The following is an 18,810-nucleotide window of genomic DNA, read 5'->3' as shown; positions in this document are numbered from 1 at the left end:
ATATAACAACTTAAGATGGGGTCTGATGGTTTCTATGAGTATGGTTGTATCAGGTTGTTATCTATAAATTATTGATATCGTTTGTATTTATTGAAAATATAGCAGTGCTATCTGAATATTATGTAAAGTGAATGAAAGATTGTGACAACTGTCATCAAACTGTCATAAAGATTTGGCAAGATAGCACGCATATCACAAACAATGCTTTTTCATATCGTTGTTAAACTTCAGGAGTCCTACATGCGTTATTCGTTATTAGCAGTAGCCGTTAGTTGTACATTAATGCTCACGGCATGTAATAAATCAACCGACACGGCAGAGCCCACTGCTGATACTAGCAGTAGCGCTGTTACAACGGCTGAGTCAACCTCTCAAACAGCCTCTTCTGCTACCACAGGTTTTAAATCTGCTGAAAATATCGCCATGAATATCACGGGTGCAGGTGCATCATTCCCGCAGCCTATCTATGCCAAATGGTCTTATGACTACAATGGTGCAACTGGTGGCCAAGTCAACTATCAATCTATTGGCTCATCTGGTGGTATCAAGCAAATTCAATCAAAAACCGTTGATTTTGGTGCTTCTGATGCACCGATGACGCCTGAAGAGCTTGAAGAGTCTGGCCTTATTCAGTTTCCGACAGTTATCGGTGGCGTCGTGCCAATCGTCAACATTGATGGCATTGAGCCTGGTGCATTGAAGTTAGACGGTACGACCTTAGCAGATATTTATTTGGGTAAAATCAGTAAATGGAATGACCCAGCCATCAAAGCCATGAACCCAGATTTGACCTTGCCAGACGCGGCAATCACGACGGTATTCCGCTCAGACGGTTCAGGTACGACTTTTAACTTTACGGACTATCTGGCCAAAGTCTCACCAGATTGGAAAGACACGGTTGGTGTTGATAAAACAGTCAAGTGGCCGACCTCTGCGACTGGTGCAGGCGGTAAAGGTAACGAAGGGGTTTCAAGCTACGTAAACCGTATGAAAAACTCTATCGGCTACGTTGAGTATGCATACGCTAAGCAAAACAAGATGTCACATACGGCATTGAAAAATGCAGCTGGCAACATCGTGCAACCATCAGCTGAGACCTTTGCTGCGGCAGGTGATATCGACTGGTCACAACAAGAAGGCTTTTATAAAGTCATCACCAACTCTGAGACTGACCAAGCATGGCCTATCGCTGCTGCCACCTTTATCTTAGTCCATAAGCAACCAGAGAATCCTCAGCAAGTCGCTGGCGTGTTGAACTTCTTTGACTGGGCTTATAGCCAAGGTGATGATGATGCCATGGCACTAGACTATGTACCATTCTCTGACACGGCAGTGGCCTTGTTCAAAGCAAAATGGAACGACGTAAAAGGTAGCGATGGACAGCCTGTCTATAAACCTGCTCAGTAATTCGATAGTCATTATTTAATAACGATCGAATTACCCTTTCAAACAACTATTCTCCGGTAGTTGTTTGAAAGGTTTTATCACAGCGAATTTAAGCGCAAAGCCAATGATATTTATAGCTTCTGATACTCATATCTGCTGAGTTTGTTGTGATAAAACCTGATAAATACGCTAATTTTTTAATCTTATCCTATTGAATGCTGAGACACTTATGACAGACTTAAGGTCCCAACTGGCTAAACAAAAACGTTACGATGCTTTATTCGTCAACTCCACCAAAGCATTTGCCATACTGGTATTGATGTCTCTAGGTGGTATTTTAGTGTCGTTAATTGTCGGGGCTTGGCCAAGTATTCAAGAGTTTGGTCTAGGTTTTTATACCAGCAATAACTGGGACACGGTCGCCAATGAATACGGTGCACTTGCACCCATCTATGGCACCTTAGTAACCTCGTTTATCGCCATTTTGATAGCCGTGCCAGTGAGCTTTGGCATTGCCATATTTTTGACCGAAATGTGTCCTAGTTTTCTAAAAAAACCGCTTGGTATCGCCATTGAGTTATTGGCTGGTATCCCCTCTATCATTTATGGTATGTGGGGCTTGTTCGTCTTCGCGCCGTTTTTTGGCGATCACATCCAGCCATGGTTTATTGAACACGTCGGCCCTTTACCGATCATCGGTAAACTGTTTGCAGGCGCGCCGATGGGACTGGGGATGTTCACAGCGTCCTTGGTGCTTGCCATCATGATTATTCCCTTTATCGCTGCCACCATGCGCGATGTTTTTTCCGTCGTGCCAGACTTATTAAAAGAATCAGCCTATGGCATGGGCGCGACGACTTGGGAAGTCATGTTCAAGATTATTTTGCCGTATACCAAAGCTGGTGTGGTTGGTGGTGTTATTTTAGGACTGGGTCGCGCATTGGGCGAGACCATGGCGGTGACTTTCTTGATTGGTAATGCCTTTAATATCAGTCCAAGCCTGTTTACCTCTGGGGTTACGATTACCTCAGCGCTGGCCAATGAGTTCGCCGAAGCGTCTAGTGAGCTGCATCTGGCATCTTTATTACATTTAGGCTTAATCTTATTTGTGATTACTTTCATTGTGCTGTCCATAGCGAAGCTCATGCTCATGCGCATGGATCATAAAGCAGGCAATCGCTAAGCTGACGTTGTATCAGTACGACAGATATTGATGTTGTCTAAAAAGGCTATCTAAAAAGGCTATTTAAAAAGATATGGGAAACGAATGTTATGCCTAATCAAGCTATCAGAGCTACTACCGCATTACCGACGAAGACAAGCTTTGAGGCACGTTATAACAAAAGCCTTTATAACAAGCGTCGTCGTCTGAATAAGCTTGGATTGGGCTTTGCGTTGTCGGCGATGGCATTTGGCTTATTTTGGCTATTATGGATTTTACTGACCCTGTTCGTTGAAGGTTTTCAAGGATTGGTACAGTTGCCAGTATTTACGGCTGATACCCCGCCACCGATGAGCGCAGGTGGCCTACGCAACGCCATTGTCGGATCAATCATGTTGGCGTTTTCAGGATTGTTTATCGGGGCACCGATTGGGCTGATGACCGGTATTTATTTGTCAGAATTTTCTCAAGGCAGTATGCTAGGCAAGGTAACTCGTTTTTTAAACGATATTTTGCTATCAGCACCCTCGATTGTGATTGGTCTCTTTATTTATGCGCTGATGGTCAAAGGCAATAACTTCTCTGGTTGGGCAGGCGCATTGGCGTTGGCATTAATCGTTATTCCTGTGGTCGTACGCACCACAGAAAATATGCTCAACTTAGTGCCCAATAGCATCCGTGAAGCGGCCTATGCCTTGGGCACACCAAAGTGGCAACTGGTAACCAAAGTTACGATCAAAGCTGCCAAAGCCGGACTGACCACAGGTGTGTTGTTAGCCTTTGCCAGAATCACTGGTGAGACTGCGCCATTACTATTCACTGCGCTGAATAATCAATACTTTAGTACTGATATGGGTAAGCCCATTGCCAACTTGCCCAACACCATTTATCAGTTTGCCATGAGTCCTTATGACAATTGGCATACCTTGGCATGGTCAGCGGCGTTACTGATTACCTTGTCTGTATTGATACTGAATATTTTGGCGCGGTTTATTGGCAACCGTGGTCACAGCAAATAACAGCTACTAAAAAATCAGGCCTCGTCGATTTTTACTTAAATTTATATCACTTTTCATTGAGTTAGGTTGGATAATATTATGAATGATGTCATCAATAAAGCGCCTAAAAAAACGGCGGTTAAAAAGTCTCATATCACCGAAGACAATCTATTAACCAACCCTTTATCGACCAGTGCACAAATGGCTCAGCCAGATGCCTCAAGCTTTAACAAGCAAACACTGCATGATATTCCACAAAATATGCCACCTGCAAAATTGGAAGTTCGAGATCTGAATTTTTATTACGATGATTTCCAAGCATTAAAAAATATCAATATTGATATCCCTGATAAAAAAGTGACCGCGTTTATTGGCCCATCAGGTTGCGGAAAATCAACGCTGCTGCGTACCTTTAATCGTATGTATGATCTGTATCCGGGCATGCGGGCAGAAGGTAATATCAATATTGACGGTGCAAATATTTTAGACAAAGACGTCGATGTTAATTTGCTACGCGCACGAGTCGGCATGGTCTTTCAAAAACCAACACCATTCCCAATGTCGATTTACGACAATGTGGCGTTTGGTGTGCGTCTTTATGAAAAATTAAGCAAAGCTGAGCTGGACAATCGAGTGGAATGGGCACTGAAAAAATCAGCATTATGGCCTGAGGTTAAAGACAAACTTAAAGCCTCTGGACTGTCATTGTCCGGTGGACAGCAGCAACGCTTATGTATAGCGCGTAGTGTCGCCACCAAGCCAGAGGTATTGTTACTCGATGAGCCAACTTCCGCGCTTGATCCTATCTCTACCGGTGCTATTGAGGCGCTGATTGAAGATCTCAAAAATGACTACACCATCGCTATTGTGACGCATAACATGCAGCAAGCGGCACGGGTGTCAGACTATACGGTTTATATGTATTTGGGTGATATGATCGAGATGGGCGAGACGGATCAGATATTTACCAAACCGGCGCAAAAAGCGACGGAAGATTATATTACGGGTCGTTATGGCTAAGCGCATTGATGATTAAGTTGGGCGACGCTTAGAGTCAGCCGTCAGTCGCTTTTCATTGAGTGATAATGTCAGTCATTACGCTGATGGTTATGTACTGACCATCAAGCACTGATAATAAGACGCTGATAACAAGCAAATAGGATGAGCACTTATTGTGAGCAATCATTCGAAGTTTTTGACATTGACCGAGGTATATCGGCAGATCGGTTTTGAGCACTCAAACAATGTGCCCTTTAATAGGCACACGGTGTCATCGAAACCCAGATTTCAGGGAATACGTTCTATGCAAAATGACAAGCATATCTCTAAAAGTTTTGACCAAGATCTTGATGAAGCGATTCGACTGTTTCTGCATATGGGTGATAGCGCGGCCAATCAAGTCGCCAAGGCAATCCATGCATTAACCGATAAAAACCAAGCGCTGGCACAAGAAGTGATTGATATGGATTTTGATATCAATCGTATGGAAGTCGATTTGGACGAACATATCTTATTACTGGTTGCCAAACGTCAGCCAGCTGCCAGTGATTTGCGTTTGGTCATGGCCATCAGCAAAGGCGTGGTTGATTTAGAGCGCATCGGTGATGAAGCGGTGAAAATCGCCCAGATGACAATCAAAATTATCGCGCAAGGTAAGACTGAGTATGGGTATGCGGAAGTTCAGCATTTGAGCAACCAAGTTCGGCTGATGGTACATAATGCGCTGGAAGCTTTTAGCCAATCGAACGCCGAGCAGGCCTTTGAAGTCATGCGTAATGATAAGGTAGTCAATGATGAGTATCAGTCGGCCATTCGCGCCTTGATGACCTATATCATGGAGGACTCGCGCTACGTCTCAAAAGTCATGAATATCATGTGGGTACTGCGTGCGCTTGAGCGTATCGGTGATCATGCGCAGAACGTGGCAGAGCTGGTTATTAATTATATCAGCGGTCAGGACGTGCGTCATTCAGACTATGCTGAGGTCGAAAAAGCGGTGCAAGAAGCCAACGATCGAATGGCTGCACGCCAAGCAAGCGCAACATCCGTTACCGATGCTGGCGCAGCAAACAAGGCTGAGGATTGATAGGGTATTCAACACGCTTTATAGTCGATGTACTCTAAAAAGAACATAGCGCTACTGGGATGAATTTTACTTGCGTGCTGCGTTCCCAGAGGCTGCGCAAAATTTATAACAGTAGCGCGTTTAAATTTATATAACAGTTTTATTTTCAACTGACTATAATCTATAAATAAAAAACGCGCTATATTATTTATATAGCGCGTTTTTTTATAGCAGAAAATCACAAATAATTAGCTTTCTGGCGTCCAACCTTGCGCGCGCTCATAATCTTCATTGTCTAAAAATTTATCACGTTGCTCTGTTAAAAACTGCTTGGCCTTAGGATCCATCATGCTTAAATGATTTTCGTTAATCAGCATGGTTTGGTGCTCAATCCATTCTTTCCATGCTTTGTCAGAGACCGTTTCTTGCAGCTCTTGACCTTTTTTATTAGGAAAAGGTGGATGTGGCATTTTTGGTAATTCTTGCTGATATTTGCGGCAAAATACCGTATTGGCTTGTGGATTAAAACTCTCAGTCATGAGGCAGTCCTTATTGTATTATTAAATCGAATATTAGTATCCACCTATGATAACGGTCTTAGTAGATTTAGCCAAGCCTATCAGGTGTATAGAAGGTAACAGCTGCTTTATCTACTGATGTTAATAAAAAACCCGCCTAGAGAGCGGGTTTTTATTAATAGATGCTAGTTTTATTAAAGGTTTTACGCAAATACTTTTAAGCGTGCGCGACCATTAACGACGGCTTGCTTCACTTGATTGGGCGCTGTGCCACCTAAATGATCACGAGCTGCCAATGAGCCTTCTAGTGTTAAAAAGTCAAAAACATCGTCACCAATAGCATCGCTAAACTGCTGTAGCTGTGCCAAAGACAAATCACTCAAATCAACGCCTTCTTTGATACCTAAAGCGACGGCATGACCAACCACTTCATGAGCATCACGGAAAGCGACACCGTTACGCACTAAATAGTCTGCCAAATCAGTCGCTGTCGCATAGCCTTTCATGGTAGCAGCGCGCATGTTTTCTTTATTTGGGGTGATGTTCGGTAGCATATCAGCGAATGCCAATAGCGACCCTGTCAACGTATCGACGCAATCAAAGAGCGGCTCTTTGTCTTCTTGGTTGTCTTTATTGTAGGCGAGGGGTTGGCTCTTCATCAGGCTGAGCAAGGTCATGAGTTGACCAAAGACGCGTGCTGCTTTACCGCGCACCAATTCAGGCACATCAGGGTTTTTCTTTTGCGGCATGATAGATGAGCCGGTACAGAAGCGATCTGGTATCTGCACAAAGTTAAACTGCGCTGACATCCACAGGATAATCTCTTCGCTCATGCGTGACATGTGCATCATCAAGATAGAAGCAGCTGATGTGAATTCAATAGCGAAGTCGCGATCTGAGACAGCATCAAGCGAGTTTTGGCAAATGCCTTCAAAGCCCAACAGTTCAGCGGTAATCGTACGATCGATTGGGAACGTCGTGCCAGCAAGCGCGGCACTACCAAGCGGCATCTGATTGATACGGCGACGCGCATCGACTAGACGTTCAGTATCGCGATATAACATCTCAAACCATGCCATCACGTGATGACCAAAGCTGACTGGCTGCGCGGTTTGCAAATGGGTGAAACCAGGCATGATGGTATCAGTATGCTGCTCAGCCAAATCTAATAAGCCACTTTGCAAGCGCACTAACAAGGCAATGATATTATCAGTCTCTTCGCGCAGCCATAAACGGATATCGGTGGCGACCTGATCATTACGGCTACGACCAGTGTGTAGCTTTTTGCCCACTGCACCGACGATATCTGTCAGGCGCGATTCAACGTTCATATGCACGTCTTCAAGCGCAATCGACCAGTTAAATTCACCAGCTTCGATCTCTTTCAGCACTTGTTGTAGACCGTCAATAATAGTGGCAACATCATCAGCACTTAAGATGTCACATTCTTTTAGCATGGTTGCGTGTGCAATCGAGCCTTGAATATCGTGCCGCGCGAAGCGTTGATCGAAGCCCACGGAGGCAGTAAAGGCAGCGACGAAGCTATCGGTTGCTTCACTAAAGCGCCCGCCCCACATCTGCTGACCTTGACTGCTGGTCGGGCTGTTTTGTACCGCAGCGTTTGTTATAGAAGCATCTGTGCTAAAATCAGCGACAGATGAATTTTTATTTGAATCAGGATTACTAGGGTGTGAAGAATTGGCGTTCATATCGGTCTAAGACAAATCAAGAGAATAAGAGCCCAAGTATAGCAAATGATGAGGTTGCCTTACTAGCTGCGCGCTTAGAGTTTTTTATTCCCAAGCTCATGGACGTCATGAGACCTTGGCAGTGGCTGCTTTACATCTTTTTTTGGTCGCTGTTCGTGACGGTGATTGATCGTCATGACTTGGCAACTTGGTCAGAATTTGTGATTAAATTCATGAGCCGATTTTTACAAAACACAGTAAGTATCATCCCATCATTATACCTAGTAGATTATTTACGCCCTGTCTTTACACGCATGAGCATCGTCAAAGTCAGTATTTATATTCTTGCGCTACTCATGCTAGCTTCTGCAATATCAATGACATTAGTCATGCTTATTATGATCAATGTGGGCTGGCTCGAATACGATCTGCAAGCTTTTATTATCAATGTCCTGTTTGATACCATCATTGGCGGCGGCTTTACCTTGGTGTTTCTACTGTATTTTTTACGTCGCTATCGTGAGGTTAGTGCGCTCAAAAAATCGTTTGAGTATAAATTGACTGCACAAAACGATGTGATTAAAGCACGCCTTGCCCCGCATTTCTTCTTTAATACCATTAATACTTTAGTATCCCTTATTGAGTCCAATCCCTCTCGAGCAGCCTCCTTATTGCAACACGTTTCCGCGTTATTTCGTGCCAGTTTTGAAGGTGCTCGCGAGATTAGTTTTGAAGAAGAAATCGCGCTTTGCGAGCATTATCTTGCCATTGAATCTATTCGTTTGGCGGACAAGCTCATTATCAATTGGCGGCTACCTGACGAGGATGTCATGTATGACATGGTCATCACTGCTTTGATGCTCCAAAGCGTGATTGAAAAAATGCTACTCAATGTGGTTGAAATGACCACCGAAACCATTTATATCGATATTGAAGTAACGTGGCAACAGCATCGCGTGACGATTACCATCAGTGTGCAACTGCCCAAAAAAACCTTAATGGTTCACTACGATTTGCGTCAGCACATGAATTTTTATATTCAGGCCGAACGTTTACGCGCCTACTTTGGCCAAAGTGCCGATATTCAAAGTACCGTCACTAGTAAGCAAATCGTTACTGTCATAGATTACCCTCTTCAAGACGTCAGTCTATGATTTTTATCTGGTTATATTCTCTTTAGTAACTGACCGTGGCATATTTATTGCAGCATTTATACTATTATTATTTTCGTTATTAGTTTTAAAGGATGGCGATAACAGCTTAAGGATAAATGTTATTATGTTACTGATACGATTAAAGAAATATACTAGGTACGCCGTAAGAAAGGAGTTTCCATGCGGATTGTAGTTTGTGATGATGAGCCGTTAGCACGTGAGCGTTTGGTTAGGATTGTGCAGGAGTCAGGTCATCAAGTGGTTGCGCAAGCAACGACAGGCGCAGAAGCCATCGTGGCAGTGAAAACTCAACAACCGGACATCATTTTATTAGATATTCGCATGCCTGAGATGGATGGGGTTCGCTGTGCGCAAGAGCTTGCTAAGCTTGAGCATCCGCCAGCGATTATTTTTGTCACTGCTTACGATCATTATGCGATTGCTGCGTTAAAAGCCAATGCGATCGGTTATTTATTAAAACCAGCCAATAAAGATGAACTGTTAGAGGCACTTGCTAAAGCGAAAAATCTAAACGCAGCGCAGTTAAATGAGATTCGTAAGCTCGAAGATCCAATGGCACGTCCCGTCCGTGAACATATCGCGGCACGTACCCACCGCGGTGTTGAGCTGATTAAGCTCAAAGACATTTACTACTTTACGGCTGATCAAAAGTACGTCAAAGTTCGCCATAAAGACGGTATTGTCCTCATTGACGAGACCCTAAAAGAGTTAGAGCAGGAGTTTGAAGACCGCCTCTTTCGGGTACACCGTAACGCTATTATTAATCTCAGCTTTTTGGACTTTTTAGAGACCTTAGATGCGGGACAGTATCAGATACGGTTTAAAGGTATTGATGAGACGCTAGCGGTTAGCCGCCGTCACCTGCCAGCGTTACGTGAAAAAATTCAGAGTATGTAACACACCATTGTCATAGCGAAATAATCATCCCATATCATCAAACCCTTATTTATGCTTAAATAGGGGTATTTTTTTGCGTCGGCAGTCATGGTAAATGGTCTTTATCGCCATTTTATAAGGTAAATTTGCATGACTGTTTCGCATTGACATCGCATGAACATTGCACTGTCGTATCGAACTTATTGAGGCCCTTTATGAGCAATCCGCAGCAACCTGCTTTGACCACTTTAAATATCGCCACACGCCAGAGTCCGTTGGCGCTATGGCAAGCTGAACATATTCGTGATCGCCTGCTAGAGATGTATCCTGACTTGACCATTAATCTGCTAAAAATTGTCACTAAAGGTGACAAAATTTTGGACACGCCATTGGCCAAAATCGGCGGTAAAGGTTTGTTTGTCAAAGAGCTCGAGCAAGCCTTATATGAGAACCAAGCAGATATCGCCGTGCATTCATTAAAAGACGTGCCCATGCAGTTGCCGGAAGGCTTGATGCTGGGTGTTTATTGCAAACGCGCTTCACCGACGGATGCTTTTGTTTCCAATACTTATAATAGTATTGATGAGTTGCCACAAGGTGCGGTGGTCGGCACGTCAAGCTTGCGTCGTCAGTGTCAAATCAAAGCCTATCGCCCCGATCTACAAATCAAAACCTTGCGCGGTAACGTTGGTACCCGTTTGGGTAAGCTGGATGCTGGCGAGTACGATGCGATTATTCTAGCGACCAGTGGTTTACAGCGTATTGAACTTACCGATCGCATCCGTGGCGAGCTTGATATTGATGCTTGCTTGCCTGCGGTCGGACAAGGCGCTCTGGCAATTGAATGCCGTGAAGGTGATGACGAGGTGATAAAATTGCTTGCACCGCTCAATGATGATAAGGCTCGTATTCGCCTTATCGCTGAGCGCGCGCTAAACCGTCATTTAGAAGGTGGTTGCCAAGTGCCGATTGCGGCTTATGCCGTTCTACAAATGGCTGATGAAACAGCTGCCAACAACGATGACAATGGTAATAATGGCAACAATGATAATGGCAATGTGTTGTGGTTGCGTGGTCGTGTGGGTCAGGCCGATGGTAGTGAACTACTAAAAGCGGACAAGCGTGTCACATTAGTCGGTACGCAAGAAGAGCAAGAAATACAGGCCAATCAACTTGGTATTGATGTTGCCAAGCTCCTACTTGCCGATGGTGCTGGTGCTATCTTATCAGCGATTTATCATCCTGAATAATGTTCGAATAAATAATATCTGGGTAGATAGTATTTAAAAATAATATTTCTGTATGGTGAGTAGCTCAATCATAGAGTGGTAATTACTTATACTGACTCTGATTACGCTCACTTTAATTTCATAAGCATTGTTTTATGGTCGGTTTATGCCTTGTTCAACATCACAGTTCACGGATTCGCCTCACTCAACTGAGCAATCATCAGCGCTGCCGCAACTAGTCATCAACACGCGCCCGATAGAGCGAGCAGCGCCACTGACGCAGTGTCTACAAACGGCAGGGCTGTCGGTCATTGAGATGCCGATGTTGGCATTGCAAGCACGTGCAGCGACCGATGAAGACAGAAAAATGATGCGGCAATGGCTGGCTGGTGACTATCAAGCACTGGTTATTGTCAGTCCGACCGCTGCGGCCTCAGGGTTAGCCATGTGGCAAGCGCTTGAGGTTGAGCGTTACAAACAAAACAACACTACTGAGCTGGCAGAGTCTGCATTGGCAGCGTTAGAGACGCCAAGTCATTTGATTGCGGTTGGTGAGGCGACTGCTGCTGTCCTCAATGATGCTAAGCGACCGGTGGCAAGTTATCAGGTGCTTCAGCCTACCATTGCCAATAACGAAGGTATGCTGGCGATGCCTGAGATTGAAAGTCTACAAGCGGGCGATAAACTATTGATATGGCGCGGGCTTGGCGGACGTCGTCTGCTGGTCGATACCTTGCAGGCGCGCGGTGTACATATCGATAGTATTGCTTGGTATGAGCGCATCATGCCTGACGAGGCGCAGAGTCAATATGAGCAATGGCTACAAGATTTTCAGGCACAAAACGCATCAAAAACCATAGCATCAGCAGACAGAATAAAGCCCGTCGTCGTGATCAGTAGTGGTACTGCCTTTGAGTATTGGGCAAGTATTGTTGAAGCAACAGTAATAAAGGCTTCAGAAGCGACGAATTTAGAAGCAATTGCAAATCAAAGCAAGATCGACAACGTAGCGCTTAAATTATCAGACTTTACTTATATCGTATTGGGCGAACGCTTGGCAAACATGGTCGCAGAACAGCAATTGAGCTATTGGCGTGTGGAAGATTTGGCGCCGGAAACCATTCTGGCAGCCATTAGCGCTAAAGTCCTATAGAAAAAACGATTTCTTAATAACCAGACAACACTTAAAGCGTGATACGCTTTTTTTGTTCGCTTTAAATAGGTTTAACCCTACCCATAACGGTACTGTCTTATGTCAATAAATTCTGAATCATTATCTAAGGAACCTTCTGCTATCCAGCAGCGTCGGCAAGCAAACACCTTGTTGTTGCGTCTACAATGGTTGGTGATTTTGCTACTTATCGCGGCATTATTATTCTTATATATTAGCCATCAACGTTTTCAACATAGCGTCAATGAGCGTCTGCAAAGCAACGAGCAGGTGGTCAGCCGTCTAAATGAGATGGATGATCGCATATTTGCCATGAGTCAGCAGACCTTACCAGAGCCGAGCGTAGCGACCAATAACCAAGCTCAAAATCAGCTGGATTTATTGCGTATTCAAATACAGGCAGCCAATAGATTATTGGCCGACAATAACGATAGCGCAGCGATAGACTTACTACGTGGTCTGCATTGGCAATTGGCACAAAGCAGCAATGAGATTGCCCCAGCGTTGACCGTGGTCATTAAGCAAAGCTTGCTCAAAGATATCGAACGCTTGCAAGCACAAAGTGCACAACCAAGCCCGTGGCAAATCCAAAATCTAGCGATTCAAAATATTCAAGATTTTTTGCACAGTCATGAGCGTGCCGCGAACAGCAATAGTAATGGCACTAGCAATAATAATGGCAATGAAAGCACTCAGCAAAGTAGAGCAGTAAGCAATAATAACCTTGCTTTGACACGCCGCCAATTAACCATTCACGAAGTTATCATGACATTGAATTTAGCGAACCAAGCTAGCAATATGCGTGAACAAGATCAGCTTGTCAGCTATCTGACGCAAGCTCGTAAACAACTAAAAACCTTAGTGCCACAGTCTTCTATGACTGCTAGCAAACAACCTGCGCAAGCAGAAAAAAGTGCGACGAGCGCTGCTGAAAGTACAAACGATCTGGCCAAGAACTTAGAAACCATGAAAGCGCCAAGCGATATTCCAGAAGTACTCGATTGGTTAGATAGACTGATTGCCAATGCACCAAAACCAACGCCACTGTTGACCACGCAAATTTTAGACAAACCGCAACGTTAATGAAAGATGACGTCAATAAATGAATATTATTTAAGACAATCGTCTATATCAATATTGAAAGATAAGGTTAAAACATGGATCAGCCAAATAGAACAGTCGGTCTTGCCACTGAGGTACTAAACGATAGTCGTCCTGACGAATTGGCGCATTATCCTGTTATTCATCATCAGCCGATTCACTGGGGCGAGATGGATGCGTTTAACCACTTAAACAACGTCGTCTATTACCGTTATGCTGAGTCAGCGCGTATTGCGTATTTGCAGACGTTAGGGATGTTTGATGGCAGCATGGTCACCGTATTAGCACAATCCAGTTGCCAGTATTTGCGTCCCGTGACCTATCCGGATACTTTATTATTAGGCGTTCGTTGTCAACGTTTGGGCAATACGAGTATAACCATAGAGTATCGTTACTATAGTACGGCGCAATTGGCTATCGTTGCGACGGCTGAAGCAGTCGTGGTGCGCTTAGAGAGTGATGGCAAAACTAAGTTACCTTGGACAATCGAGGAGCGTGAACGACTGCTCGCATTAGAAACAGACGTTGGACACACGCCTAAATTTTAAAAATTAATACCTAATAAATATAAAAAGGCACGCTAACATTACGCTAGCGTGCCTTTTTTAAGCTTGATTTTTCGACTCAATAACGCAAACAGGTTTTAGTCTTGCTGCGGCGCATGCACAAAATCAACCACGTTCAGATCAAAGCCTGAAAGGGCATAAAACTTCATCGGTGATGACAATAGGCGCATATCACGAACGCCTAAATGACGTAATATCTGCGCACCCACACCAACGCTACGATACGGCTGCTGCGTGAGCGTGGATTGCGATTCATTGTCTGCAGCTTTATCTAACGCATCCCCTAAATCAACGGGTTGGTTACTACCAATCCAAACCAATACACCGCGATCTGAGGCGCTAATTTCTTTTAATGCCGCTTGTACGCTCCAGCCACTACGGCCAGTCATGTCATTTTTAGCCGCAAACAAATCACGTAATGGATGGAAGCCATGAACACGTACCGTACTGACGCCTTCGCTGACATCACCTTTAACTAACGCTAAATGAGTCTCATCAGCACCAAATTCACGGAAGCGATGCAAAGTGAACGTACCATGTTCAGTTTCAAAAGGATGTGATTCTACTTCTTCTACTGTTTGTTCATTGGCGATACGATAGTTGATGAGATCAGCAATCGTACCAATTTTAAGATCATGCTCTTTGGCAAATATTTCAAGATCATCACGACGTGCCATCGTACCATCAGCATTGATGATTTCGACGAGCACAGATGCTGGCTCAAGACCGGCTAAGCGTGATAAGTCACAACCGGCTTCGGTATGGCCTGCGCGATGCAATACGCCACCATCTTGCGCGATGATAGGAAAGATATGGCCAGGCTGTACAATATCTTCAGCTTTAGCAGTAGCAGAAACCGCTGCTTGAATCGTACGGGCGCGATCGGCAGCAGAGATACCAGTCGTAACGCCTTCAGCAGCTTCGATTGATACGGTAAAGTTGGTGCTAAATTTGGCTTCGTTACGTTCAGACATCAATGGTAAAGACAGCTGATGCGCACGCGCTTGTGAGATGGTCAAGCAGACTAAGCCGCGAGCATGGGTAATCATAAAGTTGATATCTTCAGGGCGCACATGGGTCGCTGCCATGATGATATCACCTTCGTTTTCGCGGTCTTCATCATCCATCAAGACGACCATTTTACCAGCACGAATGTCTTCGATAATCTCAGGAATCGTATTTAAACTCATAGTAAATCTCAATGTCTTATTATTTATAGATAGGTGTGATTTGGGATATAGAGCATTATCTACCTATTGTAGCAGCAGATGATACAAAGCGCTGTTACGGTCAAGCAAAGCGCGCTATCAGTAATGTCATTCAATAAAAAGTGACGCACTTAATGGCTTGTATAGTTCATTATGAGGTCATTTTAACGCTTTTCATCGCAACGTGCTGTGTCATCTTCCCACTATATCGTTCAGTATGTCAAAAATCGTCATAAGTATTATCAATGAGCGCTACCATTTATGCATTAAAGTGCACGTTACATAATGATCCGAGCCGTGTTATACATGGTTAGTCGTTACTTGCTGCTTGGGTTTTTAGCCAATCCATAAATTGCTTGCTGTGCTGCTCTCGTTGATTGTCTGCAAACTCATAAAAGCGTGTGCCAATTAAATTGTCTGGCAAATATGACTGCGGATAATAATGGTTGGGGTAGTCATGAGGATAGACATAGTCCTGACCATAACCTTGATGTCGCATCAGCTTAGTAACGCCATTGCGCAGATGTAGCGGCACAGGGGATGCATCATTTTCTGCCAATGCCATCGCAGCATTAATCGCTTTATACGTGCTGTTACTTTTGGCACTGGTCGCCAGATAAACCACCACTTGCCCTAAAATTAGACGTGCCTCAGGCATACCAATCGACTGCACACTACGCAACGCTGCATCAGCAAGGAGTAAGGCATTCGGGTTGGCATTACCGATATCTTCGCTGGCTAAGATGACCAAACGGCGCGCAATAAAGTCAGCAGGCTCGCCGCCCACCAGCATCCGCGCCATCCAATACAAAGCCGCATCAGGATCGGAGCCACGGACAGATTTTATCATTGCTGATACGATATCGTAATGCTGCTCGCCATCTTTGTCGTAACGCACCAAAGCGGTTTGCGCCACTCGGCTAACCAGTTCGTCATCAATGATAACCGGCGACTGTTTAGCATCAGCCGTTTGAATGGCAAGCTCTAATACATTCAGCGCCTTTCTGGCATCACCATGCGCCAATTGACTGATAGTGTCTTTTGCTTGTAAATCGACAGTCAGTTCTTTTAGCACGTTGTCTTCCGACAGCGCTCGCTGTAATACCGCACTGATTTGCTCTGGTGTCAGCGGCTCTAGGCGATATACTTGGCAACGAGATAAGAGGGCATTATTGACACTAAAGGAAGGATTTTCCGTAGTCGCACCAATCAAGGTAATATCACCAGACTCTACAGCGCCCAATAGTGCATCTTGCTGAGCTTTGTTAAAACGATGAATCTCGTCGATGAACACCACTGGTGATTCAAAGTTTAAAGAATCTTTGGTATCTAGCACTTCACGCAATTGCTTAACGCCAGTATTCAAGGCAGATAGCGCATGAAAAGGCCTGCCAACTGCATCAGCGAGCAGCATGGCAATGGTGGTTTTGCCAATGCCAGCTTCACCATGCAAGATAATGGACGGCAGATGTCCTTGCTCCACTAAGCGTCTTAATGGCGCACCCTCTGCTAATAAATGTTCTTGACCAATAATAGCATCAAGAGTCGTGGGGCGCATACGCTGGGCGAGTGGGGTATCGGCATGAAAGTTAGGCGGCATAGGACTCTCTATTATAGGGTCGGATAATTATGACTTTACTACAATGACAGAGTGACTTGGTGAAGCTGTTTTGTACAGAATAAATATTCGGCAGTCGCTCTTTTTTGTAGAAAAACAAAGCTATTTGATAATCAGTATTAGACATCAGTGGTAAAAATAAGCTAATTTATACAAACAGCCCTTAATCATTGCTCTTCATAACTATTATAGTTGAGCGGCTAGGCTAACGTAGATTGACGTTAAGAAAAATCGGCTAAGTGTACAGCTTATGTCTTAGATATTTGTTTTTCAATGCTTGTTTTTCAATGCTTGTTTTTCAATGCTTGTTTTTCAATGCTTGTTTTTCAATGCTTGGGTTTCAATGTTTGCACCCCTATTTAATGGTTTAGCATGATTCACTAGCGTAAGGTAACTCATTAACCATGTATCAGCAGACTCTCAAGCAGTTTTTACAAGCAAGATTTTCAAAAAAACAATCACGAAGGCTGACTGCTGGTGAGATAGCATTGGCGCATTCAGTATTTGGTGACAGTATCACGCTCGATGACGTTCACCTTAAAACCGCGCGCTGGGTACTCAAAAATTATGCGGTCAGCCCTAATGGTAATATTTACTTCCATCCGGCAGATTGGATAGCAGATTTTAGCCATGCGTCCATTGGTAAGCAAAGTTGGCTCATACACGAGCTAACCCACGTTTGGCAGCTACAACAAGGATTAAAGGTCGTATGCGGTGCGGTTATCAATCGCCGTTATGATTATGTGCTAGAAACAGGTAAATCCTTTTTTAGATATGGTATCGAACAACAGGCACGCATGGTGCAAGACTATTTCGTACGTCGGCAACTTGGCAAAGACTGTCAAGATTTAGAAGCTTGTATTCCATTTCTGAGCGTACATGCTGTGAATAATGCGACAGGTAAAAAGTACGACTAAAAAAACGACATAAACCAGCAATGGATTGCTGTGATAATTCTAACTTTTATTATTTTGCATTAACAAAGGATATGTACTCTGATGTTTAAATTTTTGCCAGAAACGCTGGATAATGAGGCTCATGATAGCGACATGAATAAAAGCTTCTCAGACAAAAGCACCAGCTCTCTACGTTATCCCTCAACGGCACTTGTAGTAATGCTAAGCGGCATATTACTATTGAGTGGTTGCCAGCAAGCAGACACGCAACCTGAGCCAAAGGACAGTCAAAGCACTGAACAGACGAGTGCTGAAGACAGTCAACCAATGCCGCAAAGTGATTCAGCTGCTGCGCGTATCAAACAGTTTCAGCCGTTGTACGTCGATCAAGCACAAGGGTTGCAGCGTCGGCTACAAGCAGAGTATGAGTCATTACAAGCTGCTGATGCGTCCGATGGCGATGCATTATTGCTCGAAGGAGCGACTGACACTACGGCTAATGATGATGGCAATCTTGGTAATCAAGTGACTGCTAGTAATACACCCGATAATAGCGGTTTGCCAGCTACAGAGGCGAGCAACAGTAATGCGTCTGAACAAGCATCAGTACCAGCCGCTACCGAGGGCGATATCACGGATGCTGACATTAACACCAGTACTGAGGTTGGTGAGCGCGATTTGACTGTACTTAAGCGTATCAGTCTTGAGCCGCGTAAACCTGTGATGATGACTGAAGCACAAATGATAGAAAGTTATCAGCAAGCGATGGACGCGTTATATCAGCCTGTGACTACCCCGCTTAGTGCAGAGGATTCTGATACGCTGATTAATATAGCCACTTTGACACCGCAGTTATTCGAACATGCAGAAATCGCTGGCAGGGTCAGTGCAAAAAGCCCAGCGCTGGCTCGCTTGATTATTCAACACCAAGTCTGGGAGCAAATAGAAGCGCAGCAAGTCATCGATATGCAACAAATGAAGGTTGATCAGCAACAAGAGTTTGAGACATTGATGACTAAGTTTAATGACACCATCGAAGGGTATGATGAACAGATTGCTAAATATGAGCAGACACTAAAAGAATTCCAATAACTGACGATATTGCGCACGTTTGAATCAGCAATTATATATAATAGAGCTAATATATTTATCT

At 44.2% G+C, this 18,810-nt stretch carries 17 protein-coding genes; 13 read left to right on the top strand and 4 right to left on the bottom strand.

Annotated elements, in window-relative coordinates; genetic code table 11:
• Positions 1-240 precede the first annotated feature (240 nt).
• The 5 genes from pstS (at position 241) to phoU (ending at position 5,632) form a co-directional block, all read left to right on the top strand.
• Positions 241-1,407 (top strand): phosphate ABC transporter substrate-binding protein PstS, encoded by a 1,167-nt coding sequence (gene pstS / locus IE130_RS06705; RefSeq protein ID WP_189583584.1) that lies wholly within the window; start codon positions 241-243, stop codon positions 1,405-1,407.
• A gap of 208 nt (positions 1,408-1,615) precedes the next feature.
• On the top strand, positions 1,616-2,569 hold the full coding sequence (gene pstC / locus IE130_RS06700; protein ID WP_189583581.1) for a phosphate ABC transporter permease subunit PstC: 954 nt from the start codon (positions 1,616-1,618) through the stop codon (positions 2,567-2,569).
• Positions 2,570-2,658: 89 nt separating this feature from the next.
• Positions 2,659-3,567: a phosphate ABC transporter permease PstA gene (pstA, locus tag IE130_RS06695; RefSeq protein WP_189583578.1), complete on the top strand. Its 909-nt coding sequence runs from the start codon at positions 2,659-2,661 to the stop codon at positions 3,565-3,567.
• A 78-nt stretch (positions 3,568-3,645) separates the two neighbouring features.
• A complete protein-coding gene (pstB, locus tag IE130_RS06690; protein WP_189583575.1) occupies positions 3,646-4,566 on the top strand; it encodes a phosphate ABC transporter ATP-binding protein PstB in 921 nt (306 codons plus the stop codon).
• Between the two features lie 283 nt (positions 4,567-4,849).
• A complete protein-coding gene (gene phoU, locus IE130_RS06685) occupies positions 4,850-5,632 on the top strand; it encodes a phosphate signaling complex protein PhoU (protein ID WP_189583572.1) in 783 nt (260 codons plus the stop codon).
• A gap of 227 nt (positions 5,633-5,859) precedes the next feature.
• On the opposite strand, the gene IE130_RS06680 is transcribed toward phoU, so the two are convergent.
• Both IE130_RS06680 and argH read right to left on the bottom strand, forming a co-directional pair.
• The gene (locus IE130_RS06680; protein ID WP_010200774.1) at positions 5,860-6,150 is read right to left on the bottom strand and encodes an oxidative damage protection protein; all 291 of its coding nucleotides are present in this window, start codon (positions 6,148-6,150) and stop codon (positions 5,860-5,862) included.
• Positions 6,151-6,332: 182 nt separating this feature from the next.
• On the bottom strand, positions 6,333-7,706 hold the full coding sequence (argH, locus tag IE130_RS06675; RefSeq protein WP_189584119.1) for an argininosuccinate lyase: 1,374 nt from the start codon (positions 7,704-7,706) through the stop codon (positions 6,333-6,335).
• Positions 7,707-7,819: 113 nt separating this feature from the next.
• Between argH and IE130_RS06670 the strand changes: the two genes are divergently transcribed.
• From IE130_RS06670 to IE130_RS06645, 6 genes are all read left to right on the top strand, one after another.
• A complete protein-coding gene (locus tag IE130_RS06670) occupies positions 7,820-8,971 on the top strand; it encodes a histidine kinase (protein ID WP_189583569.1) in 1,152 nt (383 codons plus the stop codon).
• A 180-nt stretch (positions 8,972-9,151) separates the two neighbouring features.
• Positions 9,152-9,889: a LytR/AlgR family response regulator transcription factor gene (locus IE130_RS06665; protein ID WP_189583566.1), complete on the top strand. Its 738-nt coding sequence runs from the start codon at positions 9,152-9,154 to the stop codon at positions 9,887-9,889.
• 194 nt (positions 9,890-10,083) lie between these two features.
• Complete coding sequence (gene hemC / locus IE130_RS06660; protein WP_189583563.1) at positions 10,084-11,118, top strand: hydroxymethylbilane synthase; 1,035 nt, start codon at positions 10,084-10,086, stop codon at positions 11,116-11,118.
• A 145-nt stretch (positions 11,119-11,263) separates the two neighbouring features.
• Positions 11,264-12,250: a uroporphyrinogen-III synthase gene (locus tag IE130_RS06655; protein ID WP_189583559.1), complete on the top strand. Its 987-nt coding sequence runs from the start codon at positions 11,264-11,266 to the stop codon at positions 12,248-12,250.
• A 99-nt stretch (positions 12,251-12,349) separates the two neighbouring features.
• On the top strand, positions 12,350-13,351 hold the full coding sequence (locus IE130_RS06650; RefSeq protein WP_189583557.1) for a hypothetical protein: 1,002 nt from the start codon (positions 12,350-12,352) through the stop codon (positions 13,349-13,351).
• A 74-nt stretch (positions 13,352-13,425) separates the two neighbouring features.
• Entirely contained in the window at positions 13,426-13,917 is a 492-nt protein-coding gene (locus IE130_RS06645; protein ID WP_189583554.1) for an acyl-CoA thioesterase, read from the top strand.
• A 95-nt stretch (positions 13,918-14,012) separates the two neighbouring features.
• On the opposite strand, the gene ribBA is transcribed toward IE130_RS06645, so the two are convergent.
• Positions 14,013-15,125, bottom strand: a complete 1,113-nt coding sequence (ribBA, locus tag IE130_RS06640; RefSeq protein ID WP_189583552.1) for a bifunctional 3,4-dihydroxy-2-butanone-4-phosphate synthase/GTP cyclohydrolase II — start codon at positions 15,123-15,125, stop codon at positions 14,013-14,015.
• Between the two features lie 328 nt (positions 15,126-15,453).
• Positions 15,454-16,743: a replication-associated recombination protein A gene (locus tag IE130_RS06635; RefSeq protein WP_189583548.1), complete on the bottom strand. Its 1,290-nt coding sequence runs from the start codon at positions 16,741-16,743 to the stop codon at positions 15,454-15,456.
• 422 nt (positions 16,744-17,165) lie between these two features.
• Between IE130_RS06635 and IE130_RS06630 the strand changes: the two genes are divergently transcribed.
• Positions 17,166-17,678, top strand: coding sequence for a type IV secretion protein Rhs (locus tag IE130_RS06630; protein WP_189583545.1), 513 nt, complete (start codon positions 17,166-17,168; stop codon positions 17,676-17,678).
• An 81-nt stretch (positions 17,679-17,759) separates the two neighbouring features.
• The gene (locus tag IE130_RS06625) at positions 17,760-18,749 is read left to right on the top strand and encodes a hypothetical protein (protein ID WP_189583543.1); all 990 of its coding nucleotides are present in this window, start codon (positions 17,760-17,762) and stop codon (positions 18,747-18,749) included.
• Positions 18,750-18,810 lie beyond the last annotated feature (61 nt).

The organism is Psychrobacter glaciei, from assembly GCF_014652895.1.
Lineage (GTDB): Bacteria > Pseudomonadota > Gammaproteobacteria > Pseudomonadales > Moraxellaceae > Psychrobacter > Psychrobacter glaciei.
The sequence above is the reverse complement of the archived record's forward strand: the minus strand, read 5'-3'. Positions and strand labels throughout refer to the sequence as shown.

Coding starts and splice junctions, on each gene's coding strand:
- pstS (WP_189583584.1), top strand. CDS start 241: ATGCGTTATTCGTTATTAGCAGTAGCCGTTAGTTGTACATTAATGCTC.
- pstC (WP_189583581.1), top strand. CDS start 1,616: ATGACAGACTTAAGGTCCCAACTGGCTAAACAAAAACGTTACGATGCT.
- pstA (WP_189583578.1), top strand. CDS start 2,659: ATGCCTAATCAAGCTATCAGAGCTACTACCGCATTACCGACGAAGACA.
- pstB (WP_189583575.1), top strand. CDS start 3,646: ATGAATGATGTCATCAATAAAGCGCCTAAAAAAACGGCGGTTAAAAAG.
- phoU (WP_189583572.1), top strand. CDS start 4,850: ATGCAAAATGACAAGCATATCTCTAAAAGTTTTGACCAAGATCTTGAT.
- IE130_RS06680 (WP_010200774.1), bottom strand. CDS start 6,150: ATGACTGAGAGTTTTAATCCACAAGCCAATACGGTATTTTGCCGCAAA.
- argH (WP_189584119.1), bottom strand. CDS start 7,706: ATGTGGGGCGGGCGCTTTAGTGAAGCAACCGATAGCTTCGTCGCTGCC.
- IE130_RS06665 (WP_189583566.1), top strand. CDS start 9,152: ATGCGGATTGTAGTTTGTGATGATGAGCCGTTAGCACGTGAGCGTTTG.
- hemC (WP_189583563.1), top strand. CDS start 10,084: ATGAGCAATCCGCAGCAACCTGCTTTGACCACTTTAAATATCGCCACA.
- IE130_RS06655 (WP_189583559.1), top strand. CDS start 11,264: ATGCCTTGTTCAACATCACAGTTCACGGATTCGCCTCACTCAACTGAG.
- IE130_RS06650 (WP_189583557.1), top strand. CDS start 12,350: ATGTCAATAAATTCTGAATCATTATCTAAGGAACCTTCTGCTATCCAG.
- IE130_RS06645 (WP_189583554.1), top strand. CDS start 13,426: ATGGATCAGCCAAATAGAACAGTCGGTCTTGCCACTGAGGTACTAAAC.
- ribBA (WP_189583552.1), bottom strand. CDS start 15,125: ATGAGTTTAAATACGATTCCTGAGATTATCGAAGACATTCGTGCTGGT.
- IE130_RS06635 (WP_189583548.1), bottom strand. CDS start 16,743: ATGCCGCCTAACTTTCATGCCGATACCCCACTCGCCCAGCGTATGCGC.
- IE130_RS06630 (WP_189583545.1), top strand. CDS start 17,166: ATGTATCAGCAGACTCTCAAGCAGTTTTTACAAGCAAGATTTTCAAAA.
- IE130_RS06625 (WP_189583543.1), top strand. CDS start 17,760: ATGTTTAAATTTTTGCCAGAAACGCTGGATAATGAGGCTCATGATAGC.